The 23,053-nt window shown below is 43.1% G+C and carries 21 protein-coding genes; 13 read left to right on the plus strand and 8 right to left on the minus strand.

Going from position 1 to position 23,053, the window contains the following annotated elements:
• The first annotated feature begins 8 nt into the window (after positions 1–8).
• A complete protein-coding gene (locus C1T29_RS10945) occupies positions 9–7,613 on the plus strand; it encodes a beta-ketoacyl synthase N-terminal-like domain-containing protein (RefSeq protein WP_095432812.1) in 7,605 nt (2,534 codons plus the stop codon).
• 42 nt (positions 7,614–7,655) lie between these two features.
• On the opposite strand, the gene C1T29_RS10950 is transcribed toward C1T29_RS10945, so the two are convergent.
• The 4 genes from C1T29_RS10950 to aprX all read right to left on the minus strand — a co-directional run bounded on the left by C1T29_RS10950 (position 7,656) and on the right by aprX (position 11,798).
• Positions 7,656–8,870: a cytochrome P450 family protein gene (locus tag C1T29_RS10950; protein WP_095432813.1), complete on the minus strand. Its 1,215-nt coding sequence runs from the start codon at positions 8,868–8,870 to the stop codon at positions 7,656–7,658.
• A gap of 229 nt (positions 8,871–9,099) precedes the next feature.
• Positions 9,100–9,456, minus strand: a complete 357-nt coding sequence (locus tag C1T29_RS10955) for a protein YmzB (RefSeq protein ID WP_014664051.1) — start codon at positions 9,454–9,456, stop codon at positions 9,100–9,102.
• Between the two features lie 78 nt (positions 9,457–9,534).
• Positions 9,535–10,359 carry an MBL fold metallo-hydrolase gene (locus tag C1T29_RS10960; protein WP_095432814.1) on the minus strand — a complete coding sequence of 275 codons (825 nt, stop codon included), beginning with the start codon at positions 10,357–10,359 and terminating at the stop codon, positions 9,535–9,537.
• A 110-nt stretch (positions 10,360–10,469) separates the two neighbouring features.
• A complete protein-coding gene (gene aprX / locus C1T29_RS10965) occupies positions 10,470–11,798 on the minus strand; it encodes a serine protease AprX (RefSeq protein ID WP_095432815.1) in 1,329 nt (442 codons plus the stop codon).
• A gap of 222 nt (positions 11,799–12,020) precedes the next feature.
• Between aprX and C1T29_RS10970 the strand changes: the two genes are divergently transcribed.
• The 3 genes from C1T29_RS10970 (at position 12,021) to C1T29_RS10980 (ending at position 13,763) form a co-directional block, all read left to right on the plus strand.
• Entirely contained in the window at positions 12,021–12,254 is a 234-nt protein-coding gene (locus tag C1T29_RS10970; protein ID WP_014664054.1) for a hypothetical protein, read from the plus strand.
• Between the two features lie 279 nt (positions 12,255–12,533).
• The gene (locus C1T29_RS10975; RefSeq protein WP_071582075.1) at positions 12,534–13,241 is read left to right on the plus strand and encodes a poly-gamma-glutamate hydrolase family protein; all 708 of its coding nucleotides are present in this window, start codon (positions 12,534–12,536) and stop codon (positions 13,239–13,241) included.
• A 69-nt stretch (positions 13,242–13,310) separates the two neighbouring features.
• On the plus strand, positions 13,311–13,763 hold the full coding sequence (locus C1T29_RS10980; RefSeq protein ID WP_095432816.1) for an OsmC family protein: 453 nt from the start codon (positions 13,311–13,313) through the stop codon (positions 13,761–13,763).
• 13 nt (positions 13,764–13,776) lie between these two features.
• Here C1T29_RS10980 and ebrB read toward each other — a convergent pair whose 3' ends face one another.
• The 3 genes from ebrB to C1T29_RS10995 form a co-directional block, all read right to left on the minus strand.
• On the minus strand, positions 13,777–14,130 hold the full coding sequence (ebrB, locus tag C1T29_RS10985; protein WP_095432817.1) for a multidrug efflux SMR transporter subunit EbrB: 354 nt from the start codon (positions 14,128–14,130) through the stop codon (positions 13,777–13,779).
• A 13-nt stretch (positions 14,131–14,143) separates the two neighbouring features.
• Positions 14,144–14,461 (minus strand): multidrug efflux SMR transporter subunit EbrA, encoded by a 318-nt coding sequence (ebrA, locus tag C1T29_RS10990; RefSeq protein ID WP_095432818.1) that lies wholly within the window; start codon positions 14,459–14,461, stop codon positions 14,144–14,146.
• Positions 14,462–14,596: 135 nt separating this feature from the next.
• Positions 14,597–14,878, minus strand: coding sequence for a hypothetical protein (locus C1T29_RS10995; RefSeq protein ID WP_014664059.1), 282 nt, complete (start codon positions 14,876–14,878; stop codon positions 14,597–14,599).
• Positions 14,879–14,967: 89 nt separating this feature from the next.
• Here C1T29_RS10995 and C1T29_RS11000 point away from each other — a divergent pair, with 89 nt between their 5' ends.
• From C1T29_RS11000 to C1T29_RS11040, 9 genes are all read left to right on the plus strand, one after another.
• Positions 14,968–15,381, plus strand: a complete 414-nt coding sequence (locus C1T29_RS11000; RefSeq protein WP_095432819.1) for a YmaF family protein — start codon at positions 14,968–14,970, stop codon at positions 15,379–15,381.
• Between the two features lie 99 nt (positions 15,382–15,480).
• Positions 15,481–16,425, plus strand: coding sequence for a tRNA (adenosine(37)-N6)-dimethylallyltransferase MiaA (gene miaA, locus C1T29_RS11005; RefSeq protein WP_003245569.1), 945 nt, complete (start codon positions 15,481–15,483; stop codon positions 16,423–16,425).
• 39 nt (positions 16,426–16,464) lie between these two features.
• Entirely contained in the window at positions 16,465–16,686 is a 222-nt protein-coding gene (gene hfq / locus C1T29_RS11010) for an RNA chaperone Hfq (protein ID WP_003221097.1), read from the plus strand.
• 195 nt (positions 16,687–16,881) lie between these two features.
• On the plus strand, positions 16,882–17,154 hold the full coding sequence (locus tag C1T29_RS11015) for a YmzC family protein (protein WP_014479841.1): 273 nt from the start codon (positions 16,882–16,884) through the stop codon (positions 17,152–17,154).
• Positions 17,155–17,235: 81 nt separating this feature from the next.
• Positions 17,236–17,466, plus strand: coding sequence for a hypothetical protein (locus C1T29_RS11020; protein ID WP_003245262.1), 231 nt, complete (start codon positions 17,236–17,238; stop codon positions 17,464–17,466).
• Positions 17,467–17,709: 243 nt separating this feature from the next.
• The gene (gene nrdI / locus C1T29_RS11025; RefSeq protein ID WP_040083097.1) at positions 17,710–18,102 is read left to right on the plus strand and encodes a class Ib ribonucleoside-diphosphate reductase assembly flavoprotein NrdI; all 393 of its coding nucleotides are present in this window, start codon (positions 17,710–17,712) and stop codon (positions 18,100–18,102) included.
• Entirely contained in the window at positions 18,062–20,164 is a 2,103-nt protein-coding gene (gene nrdE / locus C1T29_RS11030) for a class 1b ribonucleoside-diphosphate reductase subunit alpha (RefSeq protein WP_095432820.1), read from the plus strand. Before nrdI ends, nrdE begins: the two co-directional genes overlap by 41 nt.
• 17 nt (positions 20,165–20,181) lie before the next feature.
• Positions 20,182–21,171 carry a class 1b ribonucleoside-diphosphate reductase subunit beta gene (gene nrdF, locus C1T29_RS11035; protein WP_014664066.1) on the plus strand — a complete coding sequence of 330 codons (990 nt, stop codon included), beginning with the start codon at positions 20,182–20,184 and terminating at the stop codon, positions 21,169–21,171.
• A 48-nt stretch (positions 21,172–21,219) separates the two neighbouring features.
• Positions 21,220–21,840: a hypothetical protein gene (locus C1T29_RS11040; protein ID WP_095432821.1), complete on the plus strand. Its 621-nt coding sequence runs from the start codon at positions 21,220–21,222 to the stop codon at positions 21,838–21,840.
• A gap of 63 nt (positions 21,841–21,903) precedes the next feature.
• Here C1T29_RS11040 and cwlC read toward each other — a convergent pair whose 3' ends face one another.
• Complete coding sequence (gene cwlC, locus C1T29_RS11045; RefSeq protein ID WP_095432822.1) at positions 21,904–22,671, minus strand: sporulation-specific N-acetylmuramoyl-L-alanine amidase; 768 nt, start codon at positions 22,669–22,671, stop codon at positions 21,904–21,906.
• Between the last annotated feature and the right edge of the window lie 382 nt (positions 22,672–23,053).

Consider the following 23,053-nt stretch of genomic DNA (forward strand, 5'->3'; position numbering starts at 1 on the left):
AAGCGCCAATGCTGAATACAGAAGACATTCTCTGTAAAATGCTTTTTGCACAATTGCAGTCCATAGGTTTTTTCACTGAAAGTAAATCTCAGCCGGTATTGGAGAATTTCTATGGCAGATGGTTCGAAGAAAGCCAATCCATTTTAGAACGGCAGCAATACCTGAAGCGAACGGAGAACGGATATATTCCCACATGCTCAATGGAGAATATAGATGAACTATGGAAGGAATGGAATCAACAAAAATCAAACCTGCTTCAAGATGATAATATGAAAGCCATGGTGACATTGGTGGAGACAGCACTTAAAGCCTTGCCGGAGATTTTGACCGGCAAGGCGTCTGCCACCGATATCCTGTTTCCGGATTCATCTATGGATTTAGTAGAAGGGGTCTATAAAAACAATCAAGTCGCAGACTATTTTAATGAGGTGCTGGCGGATACGTTAACAGCCTATCTGCAGGAACGCCTGAAGCAAGAGCCTGGGGCGAAGATTCGAATATTAGAAATCGGTGCCGGAACCGGCGGGACAAGCGCGGCAGTTTTTCAAAAATTGAAAGCCTGGCAGACACATATAAAAGAATATTGTTATACAGATCTGTCTAAAGCTTTTTTAATGCACGCAGAAAATAAGTACGGCCCGGACAATCCTTATTTGACATATAAACGATTTAATGTCGAGGAGCCGGCGTCTGAACAGCATATTGACGCGGGAGGCTACGACGCAGTTATCGCGGCAAATGTGCTTCATGCCACAAAAAATATCCGGCAGACATTGCGAAATGCAAAAGCAGTTTTGAAAAAGAACGGGCTGCTCCTTTTAAATGAAATAAGTAATCATAATATATATTCGCATTTGACGTTTGGCCTTTTAGAGGGCTGGTGGCTGTATGAGGACCCTGATCTCCGCATACCGGGCTGCCCGGGTTTGTATCCAGACACTTGGAAAATGGTGCTTGAGAGTGAGGGATTTCGCTATGTTTCCTTTATGGCTGAACAATCTCATCAGCTCGGCCAGCAGGTCATTGCCGCTGAAAGTAACGGAGTCGTCCGGCAAAAGAAGAGAACGGAGACGGGGGCAGATCAAAGCCATATACAAATAAATGCTGAAAAAGCTCATTCACAGAAAAGCAATTCTCTCATCGAACAAACGACTCAATTTGTAAAGCATACCTTGGCAAAATCGATCAAACTATCACCAGAACGTATTCATGAAGATACGACATTCGAGAAGTATGGAATTGATTCGATTTTGCAGGTGAATTTTATCCGTGAATTAGAAAAGGTGACGGGGGAGCTTCCAAAAACCATTTTATTTGAACATAACAATACAAAAGAACTCGTCGATTATTTGGTAAAAGGGCATGAAAATAAGCTCCGCACAGCATTGTTAGAGGAAAAAACGCAGCCTGCAAAAAATGAAGCTCCTCTTCAAACAGAGCGTAAATCCCCTAATCAGCCATTTGCTCTTAATACACGCCGCTTTGTTTTAGAGCAGCAAGTCACTGAAACTCAGCTAGCAAATACCGAACCGTCAAAAAAAGAAAAGACAAGTAATTTGCAAGGAACACATGTAAATGATCCTCGTACAGAAGATATCGCAATAATCGGGGTAAGCGGGCGCTATCCGATGTCTAACAGTTTAGAAGAGCTTTGGGGGCATTTAATCGCTGGAGACAATTGTATAACAGAGGCACCGGAATCCAGATGGCGCACATCTTTATTGAAAACATTATCAAAGGATCCAAAAAAGCCGTCGAATAAGAAGCACTATGGCGGATTTTTACAAGATATAGAGGCATTTGACCATCAGCTTTTTGAGGTGGAGCAAAACCGGGTCATGGAAATGACACCGGAACTCCGTTTATGTTTAGAAACCGTCTGGGAAACGTTTGAGGACGGCGGCTATACGCGAACCCGTCTGGATAAATTGCGGGATGATGACGGAGTAGGTGTTTTTATAGGGAATATGTATAACCAGTATTTTTGGAATATCCCATCTTTAGAGCAGGCAGTCCTCAGCTCAAATGGGGGAGACTGGCACATTGCAAATCGGGTTTCCCACTTTTTTAACCTGACCGGACCGAGTATCGCGGTCAGCTCAGCATGCTCCAGTTCATTAAACGCCATACATCTTGCATGTGAAAGCCTGAAATTGAAAAGCTGCTCAATGGCGATTGCTGGAGGTGTCAATTTAACTCTCGATCTCTCTAAATATGATTCTTTGGAGCGTGCCAATCTGCTGGGAAGCGGCAATCAAAGCAAAAGTTTTGGCACAGGAAACGGGCTTATTCCCGGGGAAGGCGTCGGTGCTGTCCTGTTAAAACCGCTATCGAAGGCAATTGAGGATCAGGATCATATTTACGCTGTGATCAAAAGCAGTTTTGCCAACCATAGCGGCGGAAGACAGATGTATACAGCTCCGGACCCGAAGCAGCAAGCGAAATTAATTGCCAAATCAATTCAGCAGTCCGGCATTGATCCAGAGACTATCGGCTATATTGAATCGGCGGCAAATGGCTCGGCACTTGGCGATCCTATTGAAGTAATTGCCTTAACAAACGCGTTTCAGCAATATACAAACAAGAAACAGTTTTGTGCGATAGGCTCTGTCAAATCCAATCTGGGGCATTTAGAGGCGGCTTCAGGCATTTCTCAGCTGACAAAAGTTTTGCTGCAGATGAAGAATGGGACACTGGTGCCGACAATTAATGCGACGCCTGTCAATCCAAATATTAAGCTGGAAAACACGGCTTTCTATCTTCAGGAACAAACAGAGCCATGGCATCGTTTGAATGATCCTGGCACTGGAAAGCAGTTGCCGCGCAGAAGCATGATCAATTCCTTCGGGGCGGGGGGAGCCTATGCCAATCTCATTATAGAAGAATATATAGAAACAGCTGAGAAAAACCATATCGCTTCCCGCCAGCAGGAATTCACTGCCGTTTTTTCAGCCAAAACCAAATGGAGCCTGCTTAGCTACCTTGAAAACATGGAATTGTTTTTAGGGAAGGAAGCGTCTCTGGATATTGAACCCGTTGTACAGGCTTTACACCGGATCAACCACAATTTAGAGCATAGGGCTGCATTTACAGTGACATCGACACAGGAGCTGATCGAAAAACTAAGGATGTTCCGAACATCAGAAAAAAGCTCACTTCAGCAAGGCATTTATACATCATTCGATTTACAGCCATGTGCGGAATCAGCAACTAATGATAGAGAAATAAGCGCAGCAGAGCAGTGGGTACAAGGGGGATCGATTGCTTTTCAAGAAGCTACAGGAACAGGCTGGGTTCATCTGCCTCACTATGCATTTGACCATAATACATCATTTCATTTCGATGTAACGTCGATCAATGAGAATTCGCCAGCTGTTGAAGGTGATATCCATCAGCCGGTCATACAGGATCAATTCACTTATGATGAGCCTTATGTTCAAGGACATATCTTCAACAATGAACGGGTGCTTGTCGGTGCCACTTATGGCAGTCTGACCATTGAAGCGTTTTTTAACTTGTTCCCTGAGGAAAACAGCGGCCGTATCAGCAAATTGAGCTATATCAATCCAATTGTCATCAAACAAGGCGAGACCATTGAACTGCAGGCAAAGCCGCTGCAAAAAGATCATGTCATAGAACTGCAAATCATGTATCGTGAGCCGGCTTCTCGTTCGTGGAAGCCTGCCGCAATCGGACAATGCGAAATCGGTTCTTTTAAGCCGAAAAAAGTAAATATCGAGAACGTAAAGCATTCATTAACCAAGCTTCATCACATTGATCAGATGTATAAAACCGGAAACGGCCCTGAATGGGGGGCGCTATTTAAGACAATTACTCATCTCTACAGAGATCACAAGTCTATACTGGCAAAAATTCGCCTGCCTCAAAACGGGATGACAAACGATCATCACTACACTGTAAGCCCATTGGTGACAAACAGCGCCTACTTGGCCATCCTCAGCTTCTTAGAGCAGTTTGACATGACAGGAGGGTACCTGCCATTTGGAATCAATGATATCCAGTTTACAAAGCAAACGATAAAAGAGGATTGCTGGCTTTTAATTACAATGGTTAAAAATACAGGTGACATGCTTCTGTTTGATGTAGATGTGATCAATGAGTCGTCAGAAACAGTCCTCCGCTATTCAGGCTACTCGTTGAAGCAGCTTCGTATTTCGAATCAAGGAGGAATTGAAAATACGGCCATCGAGGACAGCAATCTGAAAGAACGTATCAGAAGCTATGTAACAGATAAACTGGCAGTCAACATGGCCGATCCATCAAAATTGTCTCTTGCAAAAGCGCATATCATGGATTTTGGAATCGATTCTTCTCAGTTGGTTGCACTGACAAGGGAGATGGAGTCAGAGACAAAGATCGAATTAAATCCGACACTGTTTTTTGAATATCCGACTGTTGATGAGCTGACCGAATTTTTTGAAGCCAAACATGAAACATCATTTGTGCGGCTGTTTGGCCAAACTGATCAGCAGCAGAAACGCCCAGCTCAATCCGAAATCAAAATGAAACAGATTCCGGCTTTTGAGATGAAGACAGATAAAACAACCCACAACACAGCTGACGGCATAGCCATTATCGGCATGTCGGGACAGTTTCCGAAAGCAAACAGCGTAACGGAATTTTGGAATAACATGATTCAAGGAAAGAACTGTGTCTCTGAAGTGCCGAAAGAACGCTGGGACTGGCGAAAATATGCCTCAGCCGATAAGGAAGGGCAATCAAGCCTTCAATGGGGCGGTTTTATAGAAGGAATAGGTGAGTTTGATCCCCTGTTTTTTGGCATATCGCCTAAAGAAGCGGCGAATATGGATCCACAGGAGTTTCTGCTCTTGATACATGCATGGAAGGCGATGGAAGACGCAGGCTTAACCGGACAGGCCTTATCAAGCCGCCCGACAGGAGTATTTGTCGCAGCCGGCAATACGGATACAGCTGTGATTCCATCCTTAATTCCAAACCGTATATCCTATGCGCTTGATGTAAAAGGGCCAAGTGAATATTATGAAGCTGCCTGTTCCTCAGCTCTAGTGGCTTTGCACAGAGCTATACAATCCATTCGAAACGGCGAATGTGAGCAAGCCATTGTCGGGGCTGTGAATTTGCTGCTTTCACCAAAAGGCTTTATTGGCTTCGACTCAATGGGCTATTTGAGTAAGAAAGGACAGGCCAAATCCTTTCAAGCAGATGCAAATGGCTTTGTCAGAAGTGAAGGAGCAGGAGTACTCATTATTAAACCTTTGCAAAAAGCCATTGATGATTCTGATCATATTTATTCGGTTATTAAAGGTTCAGGTGTATCGCATGGCGGCAGGGGAATGTCACTTCATGCGCCAAATCCGGCCGGTATGAAGGATGCAATGAAGAAGGCTTATCAAGGAGCACAAATTGATCCCAAAACGGTGACCTATATAGAAGCGCATGGGATCGCCTCTCCATTGGCAGACGCGATAGAATTGGAGGCGTTAAAGTCAGGATGCAGTCAGATGGAACTTCAGGAAGTACAGGAGGAAGCGCCATGTTATATCAGCAGCTTAAAGCCGAGCATCGGACACGGTGAACTCGTCTCCGGCATGGCTGCTATTATGAAGGTCAGCATGGCGATGAAGCATCAAACAATACCAGGCATATCCGGATTTTCATCTTTGAATGACCAGGTGTCAATAAAGGGCACCCGCTTCCGAGTGACTGCCGAGAACCAGCAATGGGGAGATTTACATGACGATGCAGGCAACAAAATTCCTCGCAGAGCGAGTATCAACAGCTATAGCTTTGGAGGCGTAAATGCGCACGTCATTTTAGAAGAATATATTCCTTTACCAAAACCACCGGTTAGTATGAGTGAGAATGATGCCCACATTGTGGTTCTTTCCGCAAAGAATCAGGACAGGCTAAAAGCAGTTGTTCAACAGCAGCTTGACTATGTGAATAAACAACAAGAACTGTCATTACAAGATTATGCTTATACACTCCAAACCGGCCGAGAGGAGATGGGGGACCGCCTGGCACTGGTCGTCCGCAATAAAGAAGAACTGGTAAACGGCCTGCAAGCCTGCTTGGCTGAGAAAAAAGGCGATAAGCCGAAAAACACTGTACCTGTCTTTTGCGGAAATGAAGAAAATGGCACGTCAGATATCGAAACATTGCTTGATGGGCCATTAAGAGAAATGGTGATCGAGTCTTTGTTGTCCGGAAACAACCTTGAAAAGATCGCGTTTTGCTGGACAAAAGGGGTGCAAATCCCGTGGGAGAAGCTTTATAAAGGAAAAGGTGCCCGCAGAATACCTTTGCCAACCTATCCATTTGAAAAGAGAAGCTGCTGGAACGGCTTTCAAGCAGTAGAGAATACGCCTTCTGTTTCACAGGATGAGCATATCAACAACAGCGGCGATCCTCACATATTAGCAAATGTATTAGGGATGGCTCCAGATGAACTGCAGCCTCAAAAGCCATTGCAGCAGTACGGGTTTGATTCGATTTCTTGCATACAGTTATTACAGCAATTGCAATCAAAGGTAAACCCTCACATAGTCTTGACGGAGCTTCAAGCATGTCATACGGTTCAGGACATGACGGACTTGATCGCAAAGAAACAGGAGGATACATCCTTGCAAAATGATCACGCTCGCACGTTTCCGGAATTGATACCGTTAAATGACGGGAAGCGGGGGCGTCCTGTCTTTTGGTTCCATGGCGGAGTAGGAGGGGTTGAAATCTATCAGCAATTTGCACAAAAGAGCCAGCGCCCTTTTTACGGCATTCAGGCCAGAGGATTCATGACTGATTATGCTCCTTTGCACGGAATTGAACAAATCGCTTCCTATTATATAGAGATCATTCGATCCATACAGCCTGAAGGCCCTTATGATGTAGGCGGATATTCATTAGGCGGGATGATTGCATATGAAGTCACACGCCAGCTGCAAAGCCAAGGCCTTTCTGTCAAAAGCATGGTGATGATTGACTCCCCATATCGTTCTGAGACAAAAGAGTATGAGGCATCTATGAAAACGTCAATGCTGCAAATAATTAATACGATGCTGGCATCGATTGCGAAACGGGATAAGCTTACTGATGTCCTCATCAGCCGTGAAGAGGTGGACATAAGCTTAGAGGATGAAGAATTCCTGTCTGTGTTGATTGAACTGGCAAAAGAACGAGGGCTAAACAAACCAGAGAAGCAAATACGTTCACAGGCTCAGCAAATGATGAAAACACAGCGCGCCTATGATTTGGAGTCGTATACTGTTAAGCCTCTCCCTGACCCTGAGGCGGTAAAATGTTATTATTTCCGCAACAAAAGCAGGTCTTTCTTTGGTGATTTAGACATTTATTTCACTTTATCAAATGAAAAAGAACCGTTTGATCAAGCTGCCTATTGGGAGGAATGGGAGCGGCAAATTCCCCATTTCCATCTGGTAGATGTCGATTCAAGCAACCACTTCATGATATTAACCGAACCGAAAGCATCAGCAGCCATGTTAGAATTTTGCGAAAAACTCTATTCAAATAAGGGAGTAGTAAATGCGAATTTCCTCAAGGCTTTCAGGAAAAAACATGAAGCGAAAAAAGAAGATGAATTGGTGAAGCGCTGAGAAACACAAACGCCCCCTCTTTTGAAGGGGGCGTTTTGAATGTTATTTTGAAAGTGAAACAGGGAGACTTTCTAATCCTCTTAAAAAGACATTTTTTCTCCATTGAATGTCATCAGGCATCGCGAGTTCAATATCAGGAAACCTCTTCAGAAGTGCGTTAAATGCAATGTGGCCTTCCAGCCTGGCAAGAGGCGCTCCTAAGCAGAAATGAATGCCAAAACCGAAAGAAATATGTCTGTTAGGCGACCGATTTATATTTAAAATTTCGGGGTTTTCAAAAAAGTTCGGATCGCAATTGGCAGATCCGATGCCTATAAAAATCATGTCTCCTCTTTTGATCGAATGCCCTTTGTATGTAAAGTCTTCGATGGCCCACCGATTTGCCATCATAACGACAGGTGAGGTGTATCGCAGCAATTCTTCAACCGCTGTAGCAATCATTTCGGGATGCTGCTTGAGCTTCTCACATTCCTTCTTGTGCTGCAGCAATGCGAGGGTGCCGGAGCCGAGTAAGTTTACAGTCGTTTCAAGGCCCGCTACAACGAGCAAGAACAGCATGGAATAAAGCTCTTTTTCGCTTAATTTGCTGCCGTTTTCCTCAGCATGCACAAGTTTGCTGATTAAATCGTCTTTTGGCTTTATCCTTCTGTCATGGATCAGCTTGGCGATATACTCCTTAAATTCACGAAGAGCCTGATTTGTCAGCTCTCTGTTACCTTCAGACGTATCAACCATCGCATTGGTCCAGATTTGAAACTGTGTTCGATCTTCTTTAGGAATTCCCATCAATTCAGATATAACAATAAAAGGCAAAGGGGAAGCGAAGGATTTCATGATATCCGCTTTATTTTCTTTTTCCATTTCATCTAAAAGCTGTTCAGAAATTTGTTCGATGCTGCCGCGCAGATTTTCAATGGTTCGGGGAGTAAATGCTTGATGAACAAGCGATCTCAAGCGGGTATGGTCAGGTGTGTCTTTTGCCAGCATATGATCGGAAACAAAATCGATATCTTCACTAACGTTGAGCATTTTGATTTGTTCTTGGCTCATCACATTTTTCACGTCTCTTGTAATTCGAGTGTCTTTTAAAAAGGCCATACAATCATCGTATCGGGTTATTAGCCAAGCCGGATATGTGCCTCCGAACCGTTTTAATTCAAATCGGTGAATGGGATCTTCCTCTCTAAATCGTCCTAAAGCTGAAAAAGGGTTATCATGAAACTCTTTACCATGCGGATGAAACATCAATTTTTCCATTTGCATTCTCCTCGCCTAATAGGGTAAATAGATGAATCAAATTGCTGAACTCGTATACAAAAAACAGAATGATTTGAAATGTAATCCTGTCTCTAAAACTATATATCTATTATAGGCGTCATTCAATAGGATGAAGAACGAAAAAGCAAAAAAAGGGCTTGATGTAAAGCAGCGCCTTTGAGCGAATGCTCTAAGGCGCTAAGCTGCATTATTTCGATGAAAGTGAGAATCAGCTGTGCTGGATATCAATTGTATATACTGCACGATCTGTTACGACCTTCAATCCTTCGTTTTCTTGGTGAATATGAATATCACCTAATAAAGGAATCTCATAGGCATTTTGCGGAAGCGGCACGTTTCCGTCCTCAGTGAAGGTTGTTCCTTCACCTTCTAAAACGAGCTCTTCTTTCGCTACATAGTCATCAGGGTGACTCGTGCTTCGTATAGCCACTTTTTGAAGGTGGAGAACAATCTGATCCAAGTCTGATATCTCTTCATCATGGGTCAATTCACCTTTTCTAATATCAAGTGTCTGGCCGACTTTTGATTCCAGCCATTGGGAAAGCTGTGTATTCGTGTGTGCCATCAATATTCCTCCTTTTGATCTACACGATACTATTCCCAATTGCTGCATCTTTTACACGGAAAAGAGCCGCCTCACCCCTTATGTATGAAACAATTCGCTGTTCAAAGCCTTGATATAACGTATGGCAGAACACTGGACAGCTTCGCCGGCATTTTCTTTGACAACTTTAGAAAAAGCATTGTAAAGCCGGTTGAATTGAAGCGGTTTCACTTTGGCTGCTATTTCTTCAACTTTGGATGCGGGAAGGGGAATGAGATTTGGGTAGCTGTACATAAAGCTGACCCAGTTTTGATCCGCCGTAACCGTAATGATATCTCCAGTCAATAGACATCCTTTCCCTTTATTGCCGTTGCTCCAATGAAGAACAGCACCGCCTTTAAAATGTCCGCCCAGTCGGTAAAGGTCCAGCCCCGGCTTCATGCTGAGCGTTTCCCCTGACCAGAAGTGAATGTGATTGCTTGGTCTTGTCACCCATTTTTTGTCATCTTCATGGATATAGATCGGGGCCTGAAATGCTTCAGCCCACTCAACCTGAGTAGAGTAATAATGTGGATGAGACAAAGCGATGGCTTGAATACCGCCTAATTCGTTGATTTGGTCAATTGTCCTTTGGTCAAGATATGAAATGCAATCCCACAGCACATTAAAGCCCTTATGCTGGATCAGATGGGCTGTTTGTCCAATCGCAAACGCTGGTTCAGTTTTGATGCTGTAAAGATGGTCTTCTTCCTTTTTGAGAATGTTTTGAAGGTTTTCTTTCTCACGCATGTCTTCAAGAGTTGTCCAAGTTTGTCCATCAGGATGAATATACTGTCTTTCATCTTCACAAATCAGACACGAGTTGGGCGGATCTACAGTCTGTGCATGCTGCACACCGCATGTGTTGCAGATATAATATGGCACTTTCTTCACTTCCTTCATCCATTTCCCATTATTTTACCTTATGATTATGAATATTCAAACAAAAATCCGGCAGTTCTGCTGAGAGAAAATTGCCGGATTTTTGATGCTGTTTATTGGCCGGGAACAGAATTTTCCGCGTTGACAGCGCCCGCTCCGTACACATTCGGATCTTCATCTTTCCATTTGTCCGTGCCGTTTTTCAAAAGCTCTTTCACTTCATCGGGTGAAAGATCGGGGTTTTGCTGAAGAATTAAAGCTGCGATTCCTGCGCAAATTGGTGTTGCCATCGAGGTTCCTGACATTGTGAAGTACTGAGATCCTACACGGCTTGACTTTTGAAGCTTATCAATATAGGAATTCGGAGAGCGAAGGGAAATAATATTAACACCCGGCGCTAAAATATCGGGCTTTTCTTTCCCGTATACTGTCGGACCGCGGCTTGAGAAGGAAGCGACCGTATCATCATCGCTGCTTGCAGTATCGTTATCGTCAAGCGCACCTACTGTAATCACCTTTTCGCTCACGCCCGGGCTTGCAATGGTCTGCGAATCAGGGCCTGAGTTTCCGGCAGCGACACAGACGACAATCCCTGCGTTCCACGCTTCTTCAACCGCTCTGACTAACGGATCTTCCTGTTCATTATCATATCTAAGGGCATCGCCCCCGAGCGACATACTCATAATATCAATCGGCTCATCAGGGTTGTCCTCATTGTATTGAATACACCACTCGACACCCTCTATAATATCTGCTAACGTTCCTGAACCCTGCTTGTTTAATACCTTTACGCCGATGAGATTGGCTTCCGGTGCAGGTCCGCGGTATTTTCCGGAAGAGGATGCGCCGCTGCTTGCGATATCACCTGCACAATGTGTGCCATGACCATTATCATCGTATGGCTCTGTTTTTTGATTGACCATGTCCGCGAACCCGATAATCCTGCCTTCTAAATCAGGATGCGGGTAGATTCCTGTATCGACAACAGCGACAGTAACGCCTTTTCCTGTCAGGGTTTGCCCGTTTCGGACGACTTCCCTCGCATGGCTTGCTTCAGTTGCCGTGTCTAAAAGCGCTTTGACTTCGCGGTTTAAATACACTTTACGGATATTGCTGCATTCAGAAAGAAGAGAATGTAATGCTGAGGGGGTAACCTCCGCACTGCAGCAGTTGATTTTGTTGAAGCGGGTTTTTAGCTTACTGCGTTTTTCTTTTTGCAGTACCTCCCCAGCCATTTGAATGCCGGTCTCGTGACAGCCTTCCTCAAATTCAATAATGACTGACATTCTTTTTCTGTTTTTCAATTTGGTTTCGAAAAAATTATGCAAGAAGCAAGGAGTCCATTTGAATGGCTTGTAAAGCTGCAATACGGTTTCCCGTAACGGCCAATCTAGCTTATGAGCATTTGCTCTCACCATTTGTACCATAGAGTACCCAAACATGTATTTTCCTCCTATTATAAGGTTCTCTGTATACTCTATGAACAGATGATAGGTTTGGTAAGTTTGTTTGTCCTTTATAAGAGGCGGATAAGAGTTTGTTTTTATGAATCTTTCGTATTAGATACGATGGATGAGAGGTTGAGGAAATCATTGGGGATTGAAAAGGAACATTTGTTCTTATTATAATGTGGTCATATCAAACTGGAAGGGGAGAGCGGCTGTATGAATTTCTACTTACATCGATCTTTGGAAAGCCAAATGCCAATCAGCATTATATATATGAAGAAAGACGGAACAATTAGTAAAAGAACGATTATTGTAAGGCAGAAAAGCAAAACGAAAATCAAAGCATTTTGTTTTTCGAAACAACAGATCAGAACATTTTTATTGGACTCTATCCTCTCCTGTGACTTTGTGAGAACAAATAAGAAAAATCTTTATTTTGCAGGCCAGTAACAGGCGTTCGTCTAAGCAAACGGACAGCCTGTTACGAAAACCCTCCTTAAACCTATATACATTTATTTGCCAAGTGAGGTTGTTCCTACCTTTTTTGGCTTTCCTCTCAACCTTTTTTCACTCTTATTTGAAATGAACCGCTAATAACCGTGACAATCAATTGATTTTTTGAAACCGGGAACTTTTTCACTGATGATATCGTGTATACAATGGTAAGATAAAACCTATTGGCTAAACCTCATATAATGAACCGTGACATTCTTATGAAAGGAGTTAAACATGAGAAGATTTTTACTAAATGTCATATTAGTCTTAGCCATTGTCTTGTTCTTGAGATATGTTCATTACTCATTAGAACCTGAACCATCAAATCAGCCAGATACATATTCAAATTTCAGCAGCTTGGCAGAGAATGAGAGTCCAGCCGATTACGATATTTCATATAATGAGAAAAAAGGAAGCAAAGTCTTAATTATGTCTCCGCATGGCGGTAGAATTGAAGGCGGAGTAAGTGAGCTTGTTCGGTATTTCAATCATGAATACTCTACATACCTGTTTGAAGGGCTGAAGTCCCATGATAACCAAACGCTGCATATTACAAGCACCAATTTTGATGAGCCATTAGCTAAAAAGAAAATCAAGGAGCATCAATATGTGGTGGCTTTTCACGGATATAAAGGGGAGAACAAAAATACCCTTGTAGGGGGAACGGATCGAAAGCGGGCAAAAATGATTGTGAGAGCTCTTGAGCGGAGAGGTTTTTCCGCTGAGTTAGCGTCGTCTAAAAGCGGTCTCGCTGGATTGAATGCCGAAAACATTAACAACCAAGGAGAAACGGGGCTAAGTATACAGCTGGAAATCAGCCGCGAGCAGAGAGAAGCATTTTTTGATGATTTTTATTATAAAAATAGAAAATACACAAAGAACAGTGAATTTTATGCTTTTGTCAGTGCGATCAAAGGTGTCCTGGAAAAAGAGTATTCGTAACAAGCAGATCAAGAGACAAAATACGAGAAGATCAGTAGACTGAAATAGGATGAAAAAGGAGGCAAAACAATGGCAGATCATCATTTTTATTTAAAAGCGAACTGGCCGGGTAAACGCAATGATGTCGGTACGATTGAAAGCGGTAACCTGATCACATCGATTTCCATCCCTAAAGAAATGGATGGGCCGGGAGAAGGGACCAACCCTGATGAAATGCTTCTCGGTGCGGCAGCGACCTGTTACATTATTACACTTGCAGCGATGATGGAAAGAAGCGGTCTGGAAAAAGAAGACTTGCAGATGGAGTCAGAAGGTATTGTCGACGTCACAAAAGGAGTCTTTACATACAAAAAGATCATTCACCGTCCCTCTGTTGTGCTTAAACATGATGCTTCACAAGACGACATCGCATTGGCGCACAAGCTTTGTGAAAAAGCGGAGTCGTCATGCATGATTTCGCGCGCGATTCAAGGGAATGTTGAGCTGCAGCTTAAAGCCTCTGTAAAAGCGGGGGGAGAATAATGAAAACAGACGGTTACTCACAGACCGTCTGTTTTTTATCTTCAGCGTGGGCTTTCGACTGATTTAGCACGACCACGCCCGCAATGACAAGCGTGAGACCGGATATTCCCTTTAAACTGATGGTTTCGCCAAAAAGCAAAAAACCGACAATGGCTGTAAGCGCGGTACCAACGCCCGACCATGTTGCATACGCGCTTGATAAGTCAATTGTTTTTAAAGAAAAGCTTAGAAAAGTAAAAGCGGAAAGAAATCCGACTACGACTCCGGCAATGGGCCAGGCCTGTGTAAATCCTTCTGAAAGCTTCAGCATGGTGCTTCCAAACACTTCAGATAAAATGGCGAGAGCCAAATAAAGCAATCCTTTCATCATCCTCACTCCTTTACTGCCAGTTAAGTAACACGACCCCTGATATTAATAAAAGAATCCCGAAAAGCCCTTTCGCATTCAGTTCTTCCTTGAACCATTTCACTCCGATTATTGTCGTCAGCACCGTTCCCGCCCCGCTCCAAGTCGCATAGGAGAGGCTTAGGGGAATATGGTTTAACGTCAGTGACAGCATATAAAAGGCGAGGGAATAGCCAATGACGACCAAGGCACTCGGCTTCCACTTTTTGAAGCCATCAGATACTTTCAGCATGGCTGCCCCTATCGATTCCGAACATATGGCAATCGTGAGGAATATATATCCTATTAACATCTTAAATTCTCCTCACTATATTTTTAGATTAGAAAAGAGCTTCAGCTAGAAAAATATTAGTGTATGCCTATGTATGAGTCAAGAGATTCATTTTTACACGCTTAAAAAGACCCCTTTTTAAGGGGTCTTTTGCGATTAATAATAATAAGGGAACGGGGCATACGGATAATAGGGGTATCCGCCATACAAATAAGGATTAAATAAAGCGCTTCCTATAAGCCCGCCTGCAAGGCCGCCGATAAACGGACCTCCAAAAAATCCGAATGGCCGGCCAAACCCAAATCCATAGCCAAATCCGGGTCTTCCAAACCCGTAACCGAATCCGAAAGGTCTTCCAAATCCAAATGGTCTCCCGAATCCAAAAGGTCTTCCAAATATTCTTGTATCTTCAGGACTGAAATTCTCTAACTCGTTCATGTTTTCTTTCCTCCTGTAATAAAGTGTAGATGATGCAGTGTATTCAGCCTGCCCGGATGTGATTGGGCGAATTAAGGAAAAAAGAGGATGTGAACACATTGGGCCTGTATCAGTCTGACTGGTCGAAAACACCGCCCCACGCACATGCTTATCATGTCAAAACATCGAGGGAACAGGGCCATTATCATCTGATTGAAGGGTTTACTCAGCCCGCAAACGGATCAAATACCGATCAGCACACACATTACTATACAGGGATCACTTCATTTGAAAACGGCCATTTTCATCGGTATTACGGAATCTCAGGACCGGCGATTCCTTTAGCAGATGGCACACATTATCATGAAATCGAAGAAACGACGTATCTGGCCTATAACAAGCCGGTTGAGATCCAGTACGGAGGGGTTGTTTATGCTCCCGGAGATGACGAAAGAAAAACACACCGTCATACCCTGAAAGGACAGACGAGAGAAATTGTCGGCAATGAGCCGATCGGCTGGTAGAAGGATGTTTACCGATGCAAAAAAAGGGCAAAATGGATAGGTGGTTGTCCATGTTGAATGCTATAATGGGGGGAGATTTATAAAAGAGAGTGATACATATTGAATAATACGAAGCAGCCCGTTGTCATTTTAGTCGGACCGACGGCAGTGGGGAAAACCAATTTAAGTATTCAGCTAGCCAAATCTTTAAACGCGGAAATTATCAGCGGAGATTCAATGCAGATTTATAAAGGGATGGATATTGGAACAGCTAAAATTACCGAACAGGAGATGGAGGGAGTGCCCCATCATCTGATTGACATTTTAGATCCCCAAGACTCTTTCTCTACTGCCGATTATCAAAGCTTAGTAAGAAATAAAATCAGCGAGATTGCAAATAGAGGAAAGCTTCCGATGATTGTCGGCGGTACAGGGCTTTATATACAATCTGTGCTTTACGATTATACATTTACGGAAGAGGCAAATGATCCCGTGTTTCGAGAGAGCATGCAAATGGCCGCTGAGCGGGAAGGCGCTGACTTTCTTCATGCCAAACTTGCTGCAGCAGATCCCGAGGCAGCAGCTGCGATTCATCCTAATAATACAAGAAGAGTCATTCGCGCGCTGGAAATTTTACATACGTCCGGAAAAACGATGTCCCAGCATTTGAAGGAACAAAAACGAGAACTTCTGTACAATGCAGTGTTAATTGGCTTGACAATGGATAGAGACACGCTTTACGAAAGAATTAATCAGCGGGTCGATTTGATGATGCAGTCAGGCCTTCTTCCGGAAGTGAAACGCTTATACGACAAGAACGTGAGAGACTGTCAATCAATACAGGCGATAGGCTATAAAGAGCTGTATGCATATTTTGACGGTTTTGTGACACTTTCCGATGCTGTCGAACAGCTAAAGCAGAACTCGAGGCGGTATGCGAAACGCCAGCTGACGTGGTTTCGCAACAAAATGCAGGTCACATGGTTCGATATGACACCGCCTGTTGATATGGAGCTGAAAAAAAAGGAAATTTTCACACATATAGCAGGAAAACTCGAACTTTAATCGAAACTGTATGATATAGAGAATCAAGGAGGACGAAACATGAAACCGATTAATATTCAGGATCAGTTTTTGAATCAAATCCGGAAAGAAAATACGTATGTCACTGTTTTTTTGCTGAACGGCTTTCAGTTGCGGGGCCAGGTGAAAGGCTTTGATAACTTTACCGTATTGTTGGAATCGGAAGGTAAGCAGCAGCTTATATATAAACATGCGATCTCAACGTTTGCGCCGCAAAAAAACGTCCAGCTTGAACTCGAATAGATCAAAAAATGCCATGTCAAGACATGAGGAAAGGCTGCCGGGGGTTCCCGGCGGCCATTTTTAACATGAATCCACTTTTGCTCCAAGCTTTTTGTGTAAGCTGACCATGCCAAGGCACGGTCTTTTTTTATGAGAACAACATACGGAAGTAAAAATGGTATATTATGTATAAAATGAATTTGGGGGTGATCGACCTTGTTTGAAAGTGAAGCAGAACTGAGACGAATCAGGATTGCACTTGTATGGATAGCTGTCTTTTTACTGTTCGGGGCGTGCGGGAATCAAGATACCATCATTGAAACAGACAGCGGCAATTCAGACTATGAAACGCCTCAGCCAACCTCGTTTCCGCTTGAACATAATCATTTTGGCGTGATGGAGGACGGCTATATCAAAATTTATGAGTATAATGAGTCCCGCAATGAGGTAAAGCTGAAGAAAGAATACGCGGATGACGAGCTTGAATAAAATTCACAAGCATTCGAATTTACAAAGCGGATGCCAGCCGCTAAACTAAATACAGACACAGATCAAACAGAGGGTGAAAAAATGAAGCATAAAGTGATCGTGAATCATTGGGAAGAAATTTGCGAAGATGATTCTTGCTATGAATACGGAACAAGTATCATTGTGAACGGAAAAGAATTAATCAGAGAAGCGTCAATTATCACTGCTTTGAAGGCGGTTTTAGAAGAGATCGGCGCGGATGTTGAAATAGAAGAAACAGTAGAGAGCGAAAAATGCTGTGATAGCTTAAGAAAAAAAAATCTAGACTACTAAGCAGTTTTTTTTCATGTTATGATAAACATCGGCTAAAAAACGACACCCCGAGTAGGACGAGAGATGATTCTCGTTCTGCTCTCTTTTTTGGGCCCTAATGAGTCTGTCTATTTGCCTGATTTGATCAAAATATGAATTTTTCATAAAAACGAATCTATATATTGTGTTTTTACTAGAGGGTAGTATACTATATATAGTGTTAGTGATGAGAGATTCATATTTTTTGATAGGTCGTGATAAAACGTGGTACAAATCATATTTGATTCGAAAACAGGGAATGTTCAGCGGTTTGTGAATAAAATAGGCTTTCAGCAGATACGCAAGGTGGACGAAATAGACCACGTGGACACTCCGTTTGTTTTGGTCACCTACACGACAAACTTCGGTCAGGTACCGGCATCAACACAATCATTTCTCGAAAAATACGCCCATCTCTTATTAGGAGTCGCTGCGAGCGGCAATAAAGTATGGGGCGATAACTTTGCAAAAAGCGCCGATACCATTTCTAGACAATATCAGGTGCCGATCTTGCACAAATTTGAACTCAGCGGCACATCTAAAGACGTTGAATTGTTTACTCAGGAGGTAGAAAGAGTTGTCACAAAATCAAGTGCCAAAATGGATCCAGTTAAATAACGAAATCATGATCCAAAAAGATGGAAAATTCCAGTTTGATAAGGATAAAGAGGCTGTACATAGCTATTTTGTAGACTATATCAATCAAAACACAGTTTTCTTTCACGATTTAAAAGAGAAGCTGGATTATTTGATTGAAAACCAATACTACGAAGAGGAATTCTTAAGCCTTTATTCTTTTGAAGACATTAAAGAAGTGTTTAAGACAGCTTACGCTAAGAAGTTTCGTTTTCCTTCCTTCATGAGTGCGTTTAAATTCTATAATGACTATGCTTTGAAAACGAATGACAAGAAAAAAATCCTCGAGCGTTATGAGGACCGGATCTCAATTGTTGCGCTGTTCTTCGCCAACGGCGACACTGAGAAAGCAAAAGAATATGTGAACCTGATGATCAATCAGGAATATCAGCCGAGCACACCGACATTTTTGAATGCCGGCAGAAAACGCCGCGGAGAACTTGTCAGCTGCTTCTTGCTGGAAGTCAATGATTCCTTAAACGATATCTCAAGAGCGATCGATATCTCCATGCAGCTTTCTAAGCTGGGCGGCGGGGTTTCTCTTAACCTGTCCAAGCTCCGTGCGAAAGGTGAAGCCATTAAAGATGTTGAAAATGCGACAAAAGGCGTTGTAGGCGTCATGAAGCTTCTTGATAACGCGTTCCGTTACGCTGACCAAATGGGGCAAAGACAAGGGTCCGGCGCGGCGTACTTAAACATTTTCCACCGCGATATCAATGATTTTCTTGATACGAAAAAGATTTCTGCGGATGAAGATGTGCGTGTCAAAACGCTTTCTATCGGTGTTGTCATTCCGGATAAGTTCGTTGAGCTTGCACGTGAGGACAAAGCGGCTTATGTATTCTATCCGCACACGATTTATAAAGAGTACGGCCAGCACATGGATGAGATGGACATGAACGAAATGTACGACAAATTTGTCGACAACCCTCGGGTCAAAAAGGAAAAAATCAACCCGCGGAAACTGCTTGAAAAACTGGCGATGCTTCGTTCTGAATCAGGCTATCCATACATCATGTTCCAAGATAACGTGAACAAAGTGCATGCGAATAACCATATTTCCAAGGTGAAATTTTCTAACCTTTGCTCTGAAGTGCTGCAGGCATCTCAAGTTTCTTCATACACAGACTATGATGAAGAAGATGAAATCGGTTTGGATATTTCCTGTAACCTAGGCTCACTTAACATCCTCAACGTTATGGAGCATAAGTCAATCGAAAAAACAGTCAAGCTTGCGACAGACTCTTTAACACATGTGTCTGAAACGACTGACATCCGTAATGCGCCTGCTGTAAGACGGGCAAACAAAGCGATGAAATCAATCGGTCTAGGCGCTATGAACCTTCACGGCTACCTTGCGCAAAACGGTATTGCATATGAAAGCCCGGAAGCGCGTGACTTTGCAAACACGTTCTTTATGATGGTGAACTTCTACTCCATCCAGCGTTCTGCGGAAATTGCAAAAGAGAAAGGCGAAACGTTTGATCAATATGAAGGCTCAACCTATGCAACGGGTGAATACTTCGACAAATACGTTTCCGCTGATTTCTCGCCGAAATACGAAAAAATCGCCAATCTGTTTGAAGGTATGCATATCCCGACGACAGAGGATTGGAAACAGCTAAAAGCATTTGTCGCTGAACACGGTATGTATCACAGCTACAGATTATGCATTGCGCCGACAGGCTCTATCTCATACGTGCAATCAAGTACGGCGTCTGTTATGCCGATTATGGAACGAATTGAAGAAAGAACATACGGCAACTCAAAAACGTATTACCCAATGCCTGGGCTTGCATCTAATAACTGGTTCTTCTATAAAGAAGCCTACGATATGGACATGTTCAAGGTTGTGGATATGATCGCGACTATCCAACAGCACATTGATCAGGGCATCAGCTTCACATTGTTCTTAAAAGACACAATGACGACCCGTGATTTAAACCGAATCGATCTGTATGCACATCATAGAGGAATTAAAACCATTTACTATGCAAGAACGAAAGATACTGGGCAAGACAGCTGCCTTTCTTGTGTTGTTTGATTAAAGGAGAGTTTATAGTGACAAAAATTTATGACGCAGCAAACTGGTCAAAGCATGAAGACGATTTTACCCAAATGTTCTATAACCAAAACGTGAAACAGTTCTGGCTTCCGGAAGAGATTGCTTTAAACGGCGATCTCCTCACATGGAAGTACCTCGGAAAAAATGAGCAGGACACTTATATGAAGGTACTTGCAGGACTTACGCTTCTTGATACAGAGCAGGGGAATACGGGGATGCCGATCGTGGCTGAACACGTAGACGGCCACCAGCGGAAAGCGGTGCTGAACTTTATGGCGATGATGGAGAACGCTGTCCATGCGAAATCGTACTCTAATATCTTCATGACCCTTGCACCGACTGAAACGATCAACGAAGTATTCGAATGGGTTAAACAAAATAAATATTTGCAGAAAAAAGCGCAAATGATTGTCGGGCTTTACAAAGCCATTCAAAAAGATGATGAAATATCACTGTTCAAAGCGATGGTTGCTTCCGTCTATTTGGAAAGCTTCCTTTTCTACAGCGGCTTCTATTATCCGTTATATTTCTACGGACAAGGAAAACTGATGCAAAGCGGTGAGATCATTAACCTGATTCTTCGTGATGAAGCGATTCACGGCGTATATGTCGGTCTCCTAGCTCAGGAAATTTATAATAAACAGACAGAAGAGAAAAAAGCAGAGCTTCGTGAATTTGCGATCGACCTTCTGAATGAGTTATATGAAAATGAGCTTGAGTATACAGAGGACTTGTACGATCAAGTCGGACTCTCACACGATGTAAAGAAATTCATCCGCTATAATGCAAATAAAGCGCTCATGAACCTTGGATTTGATCCATACTTCGAAGAGGAAGACATTAATCCGATCGTTTTAAACGGATTAAATACAAAAACAAAATCGCATGACTTCTTCTCCATGAAGGGGAACGGTTATAAAAAAGCGACAGTTGAGCCGCTCAAAGATGATGACTTTTATTTTGAAGATGAAAAAGAGCAGATATAATATCTGCTCTTTTCGGCTTGAAGGTTAAATGAGGAGGACGCAGTACCCATGGGAAAAATGGACGAAATGATTTTAGTCGCCCCGCGTGATGATGTGTTTAAGAAAGAAAGCTTAACCTTCCAGGGCGTGTACAGTGAAGATAGCAGAGTAGCAGAAATCATGGCTCAGATTGAAGCAGCCTATCGTGAAATGAGAAGAGGGGACGCAGAAGAAGATCCGCGTTTCAAGCAGCCGATACCTTATGTCGTCATCAAGCGCGAAGATGAAGTCTTCCTTTACGAGCGGCTGGCCGGCGGTGGTGAATCACGCCTGCACAACAGGCTTTCTCTCGGCTTTGGCGGCCATATGAACGCCATCGAAGAGGCAGCTTCATTTGCTGAAGTCTTAAAGCTGAACACAGACCGTGAGCTTGAGGAAGAACTGCAAATAAATGAAGAAGATAAACAGGCGATTGTCACACTGGGATTGATCAATGATGATGAAAACAGTGTCGGTAAAGTGCATATCGGTATTCTTTCTGCGCTTCAATTGAAGCCCGGCGCACAAGTGGAAGTGAAGGAGAAAGACCAAATTGCGGGTAAATGGATGAAAGTTTCTGAATTAAAACAGAGTGATATCTATAACCGTCTGGAAACATGGTCACAGTTTGTTGTTGATATTCTCGTATAAAAAAACCCGGTTTCTCGTGATGAGGAGCCGGGTTTTTTTATGAGGCGCTCGTCCCTGTCTCGACTATGATTCCAGAATCACAATAGCGTCAAAGCCGGCATTTCTCGCTCTGGCAGCGAGAGTGTCCGCATTGTCTTTGGATGAAAATGCGCCAATCTGCACTTTGTATAATCCATCCTTTAAAAGGACAATCGAGTCAAACCCTTTAGCTTCGGCGCTCCTTGCCAGCGAGTCCGCATTCGCTTTGACTTTAAATGCACCGATTTGAACCTTATATAACCCTGTGCTGGAAGTCTTTTTAAGGTTAAAGGCTTGCTCCAGCCCGTTTGCATGCCCTCTTGCTAAGCTTTGAATAAAGCTGCTTGTTTTCAGTTTGTTTGCATCGGCAACGGTATCAAGGAAGCCGTTTTCGGTCAATAGGGCAGGCATGGCCGACTCCCTTAGGACGTGGAAGTTGGCTGTTTTTTTGCCGCGATCGGCAAAGTCGACAGCTTGTATCACTTCAGAGTGAATTGACGATTGATAAGACGTCGTTGGGGCACCTACACCTGGATAAATATAGCTTTCAAAACCTGTGCCTCCACCGGAATTAACGTGAATGGACAAAAAGAAATCTGCTCCCCAGTTATTTGCGGCAGATGTGCGGTCATTTAAGCTGACATATTGGTCGCTTGTCCGGCTCAGCAGCAAAGAAATACCTTCATATTCATTAGTCAATATCGTACGTAAGGCAAAAGCGATTTGCAGAGTTACCGTTTTTTCTTGAAGGCCATTTCCTGTTGCGCCAGGATCAGACCCGCCATGGCCAGGATCAATAAAAATTTTAACCATTCTTCATCACCTCATTACAGGATATGAAAAAACACGGCTTCTGCTTGTACGATTATCATTTATCTGAAAAATGAGGAAATACCCCTTCAACATCCGGAAATTATTTCTCGGGAAAGCGCACAATTCAACATGAAGCGACAACTGATACGGTCTGAAATGAAATATGTGCATATGTCAGATGTTAGTGAGTATTATGGGTTCGATTCTATCTGCACTGATTCCTGCTGGTTTTAAGCTGTGCTTTCATTTTAAAAGCATGCATTTAGATATGAGAGCGCCGTTCATTTTGAAAAAAGGAACGGTCATGAAAGATATCATTAGAAGAAAAGGAAAACACCTTCGCAGGGATCTTCGGCCGGATGATGCGCTTTGCACAAAAAAC

It is taken from the genome of Bacillus sp. MBGLi79 (genome assembly GCF_002953915.1).

Coding starts and splice junctions, on each gene's coding strand:
- C1T29_RS10980 (WP_095432816.1), top strand. CDS start 13,311: ATGGCAGATCATCATTTTTATTTAAAAGCGAACTGGCCGGGTAAACGC.
- C1T29_RS10995 (WP_014664059.1), bottom strand. CDS start 14,878: ATGAACGAGTTAGAGAATTTCAGTCCTGAAGATACAAGAATATTTGGA.
- C1T29_RS10950 (WP_095432813.1), bottom strand. CDS start 8,870: ATGGAAAAATTGATGTTTCATCCGCATGGTAAAGAGTTTCATGATAAC.
- ebrB (WP_095432817.1), bottom strand. CDS start 14,130: ATGAAAGGATTGCTTTATTTGGCTCTCGCCATTTTATCTGAAGTGTTT.
- C1T29_RS10955 (WP_014664051.1), bottom strand. CDS start 9,456: ATGGCACACACGAATACACAGCTTTCCCAATGGCTGGAATCAAAAGTC.
- hfq (WP_003221097.1), top strand. CDS start 16,465: ATGAAACCGATTAATATTCAGGATCAGTTTTTGAATCAAATCCGGAAA.
- C1T29_RS11020 (WP_003245262.1), top strand. CDS start 17,236: ATGAAGCATAAAGTGATCGTGAATCATTGGGAAGAAATTTGCGAAGAT.
- C1T29_RS10970 (WP_014664054.1), top strand. CDS start 12,021: ATGAATTTCTACTTACATCGATCTTTGGAAAGCCAAATGCCAATCAGC.
- cwlC (WP_095432822.1), bottom strand. CDS start 22,671: ATGGTTAAAATTTTTATTGATCCTGGCCATGGCGGGTCTGATCCTGGC.
- C1T29_RS10975 (WP_071582075.1), top strand. CDS start 12,534: ATGAGAAGATTTTTACTAAATGTCATATTAGTCTTAGCCATTGTCTTG.
- C1T29_RS10945 (WP_095432812.1), top strand. CDS start 9: ATGCTGAATACAGAAGACATTCTCTGTAAAATGCTTTTTGCACAATTG.
- C1T29_RS11040 (WP_095432821.1), top strand. CDS start 21,220: ATGGGAAAAATGGACGAAATGATTTTAGTCGCCCCGCGTGATGATGTG.
- ebrA (WP_095432818.1), bottom strand. CDS start 14,461: ATGTTAATAGGATATATATTCCTCACGATTGCCATATGTTCGGAATCG.
- aprX (WP_095432815.1), bottom strand. CDS start 11,798: ATGTTTGGGTACTCTATGGTACAAATGGTGAGAGCAAATGCTCATAAG.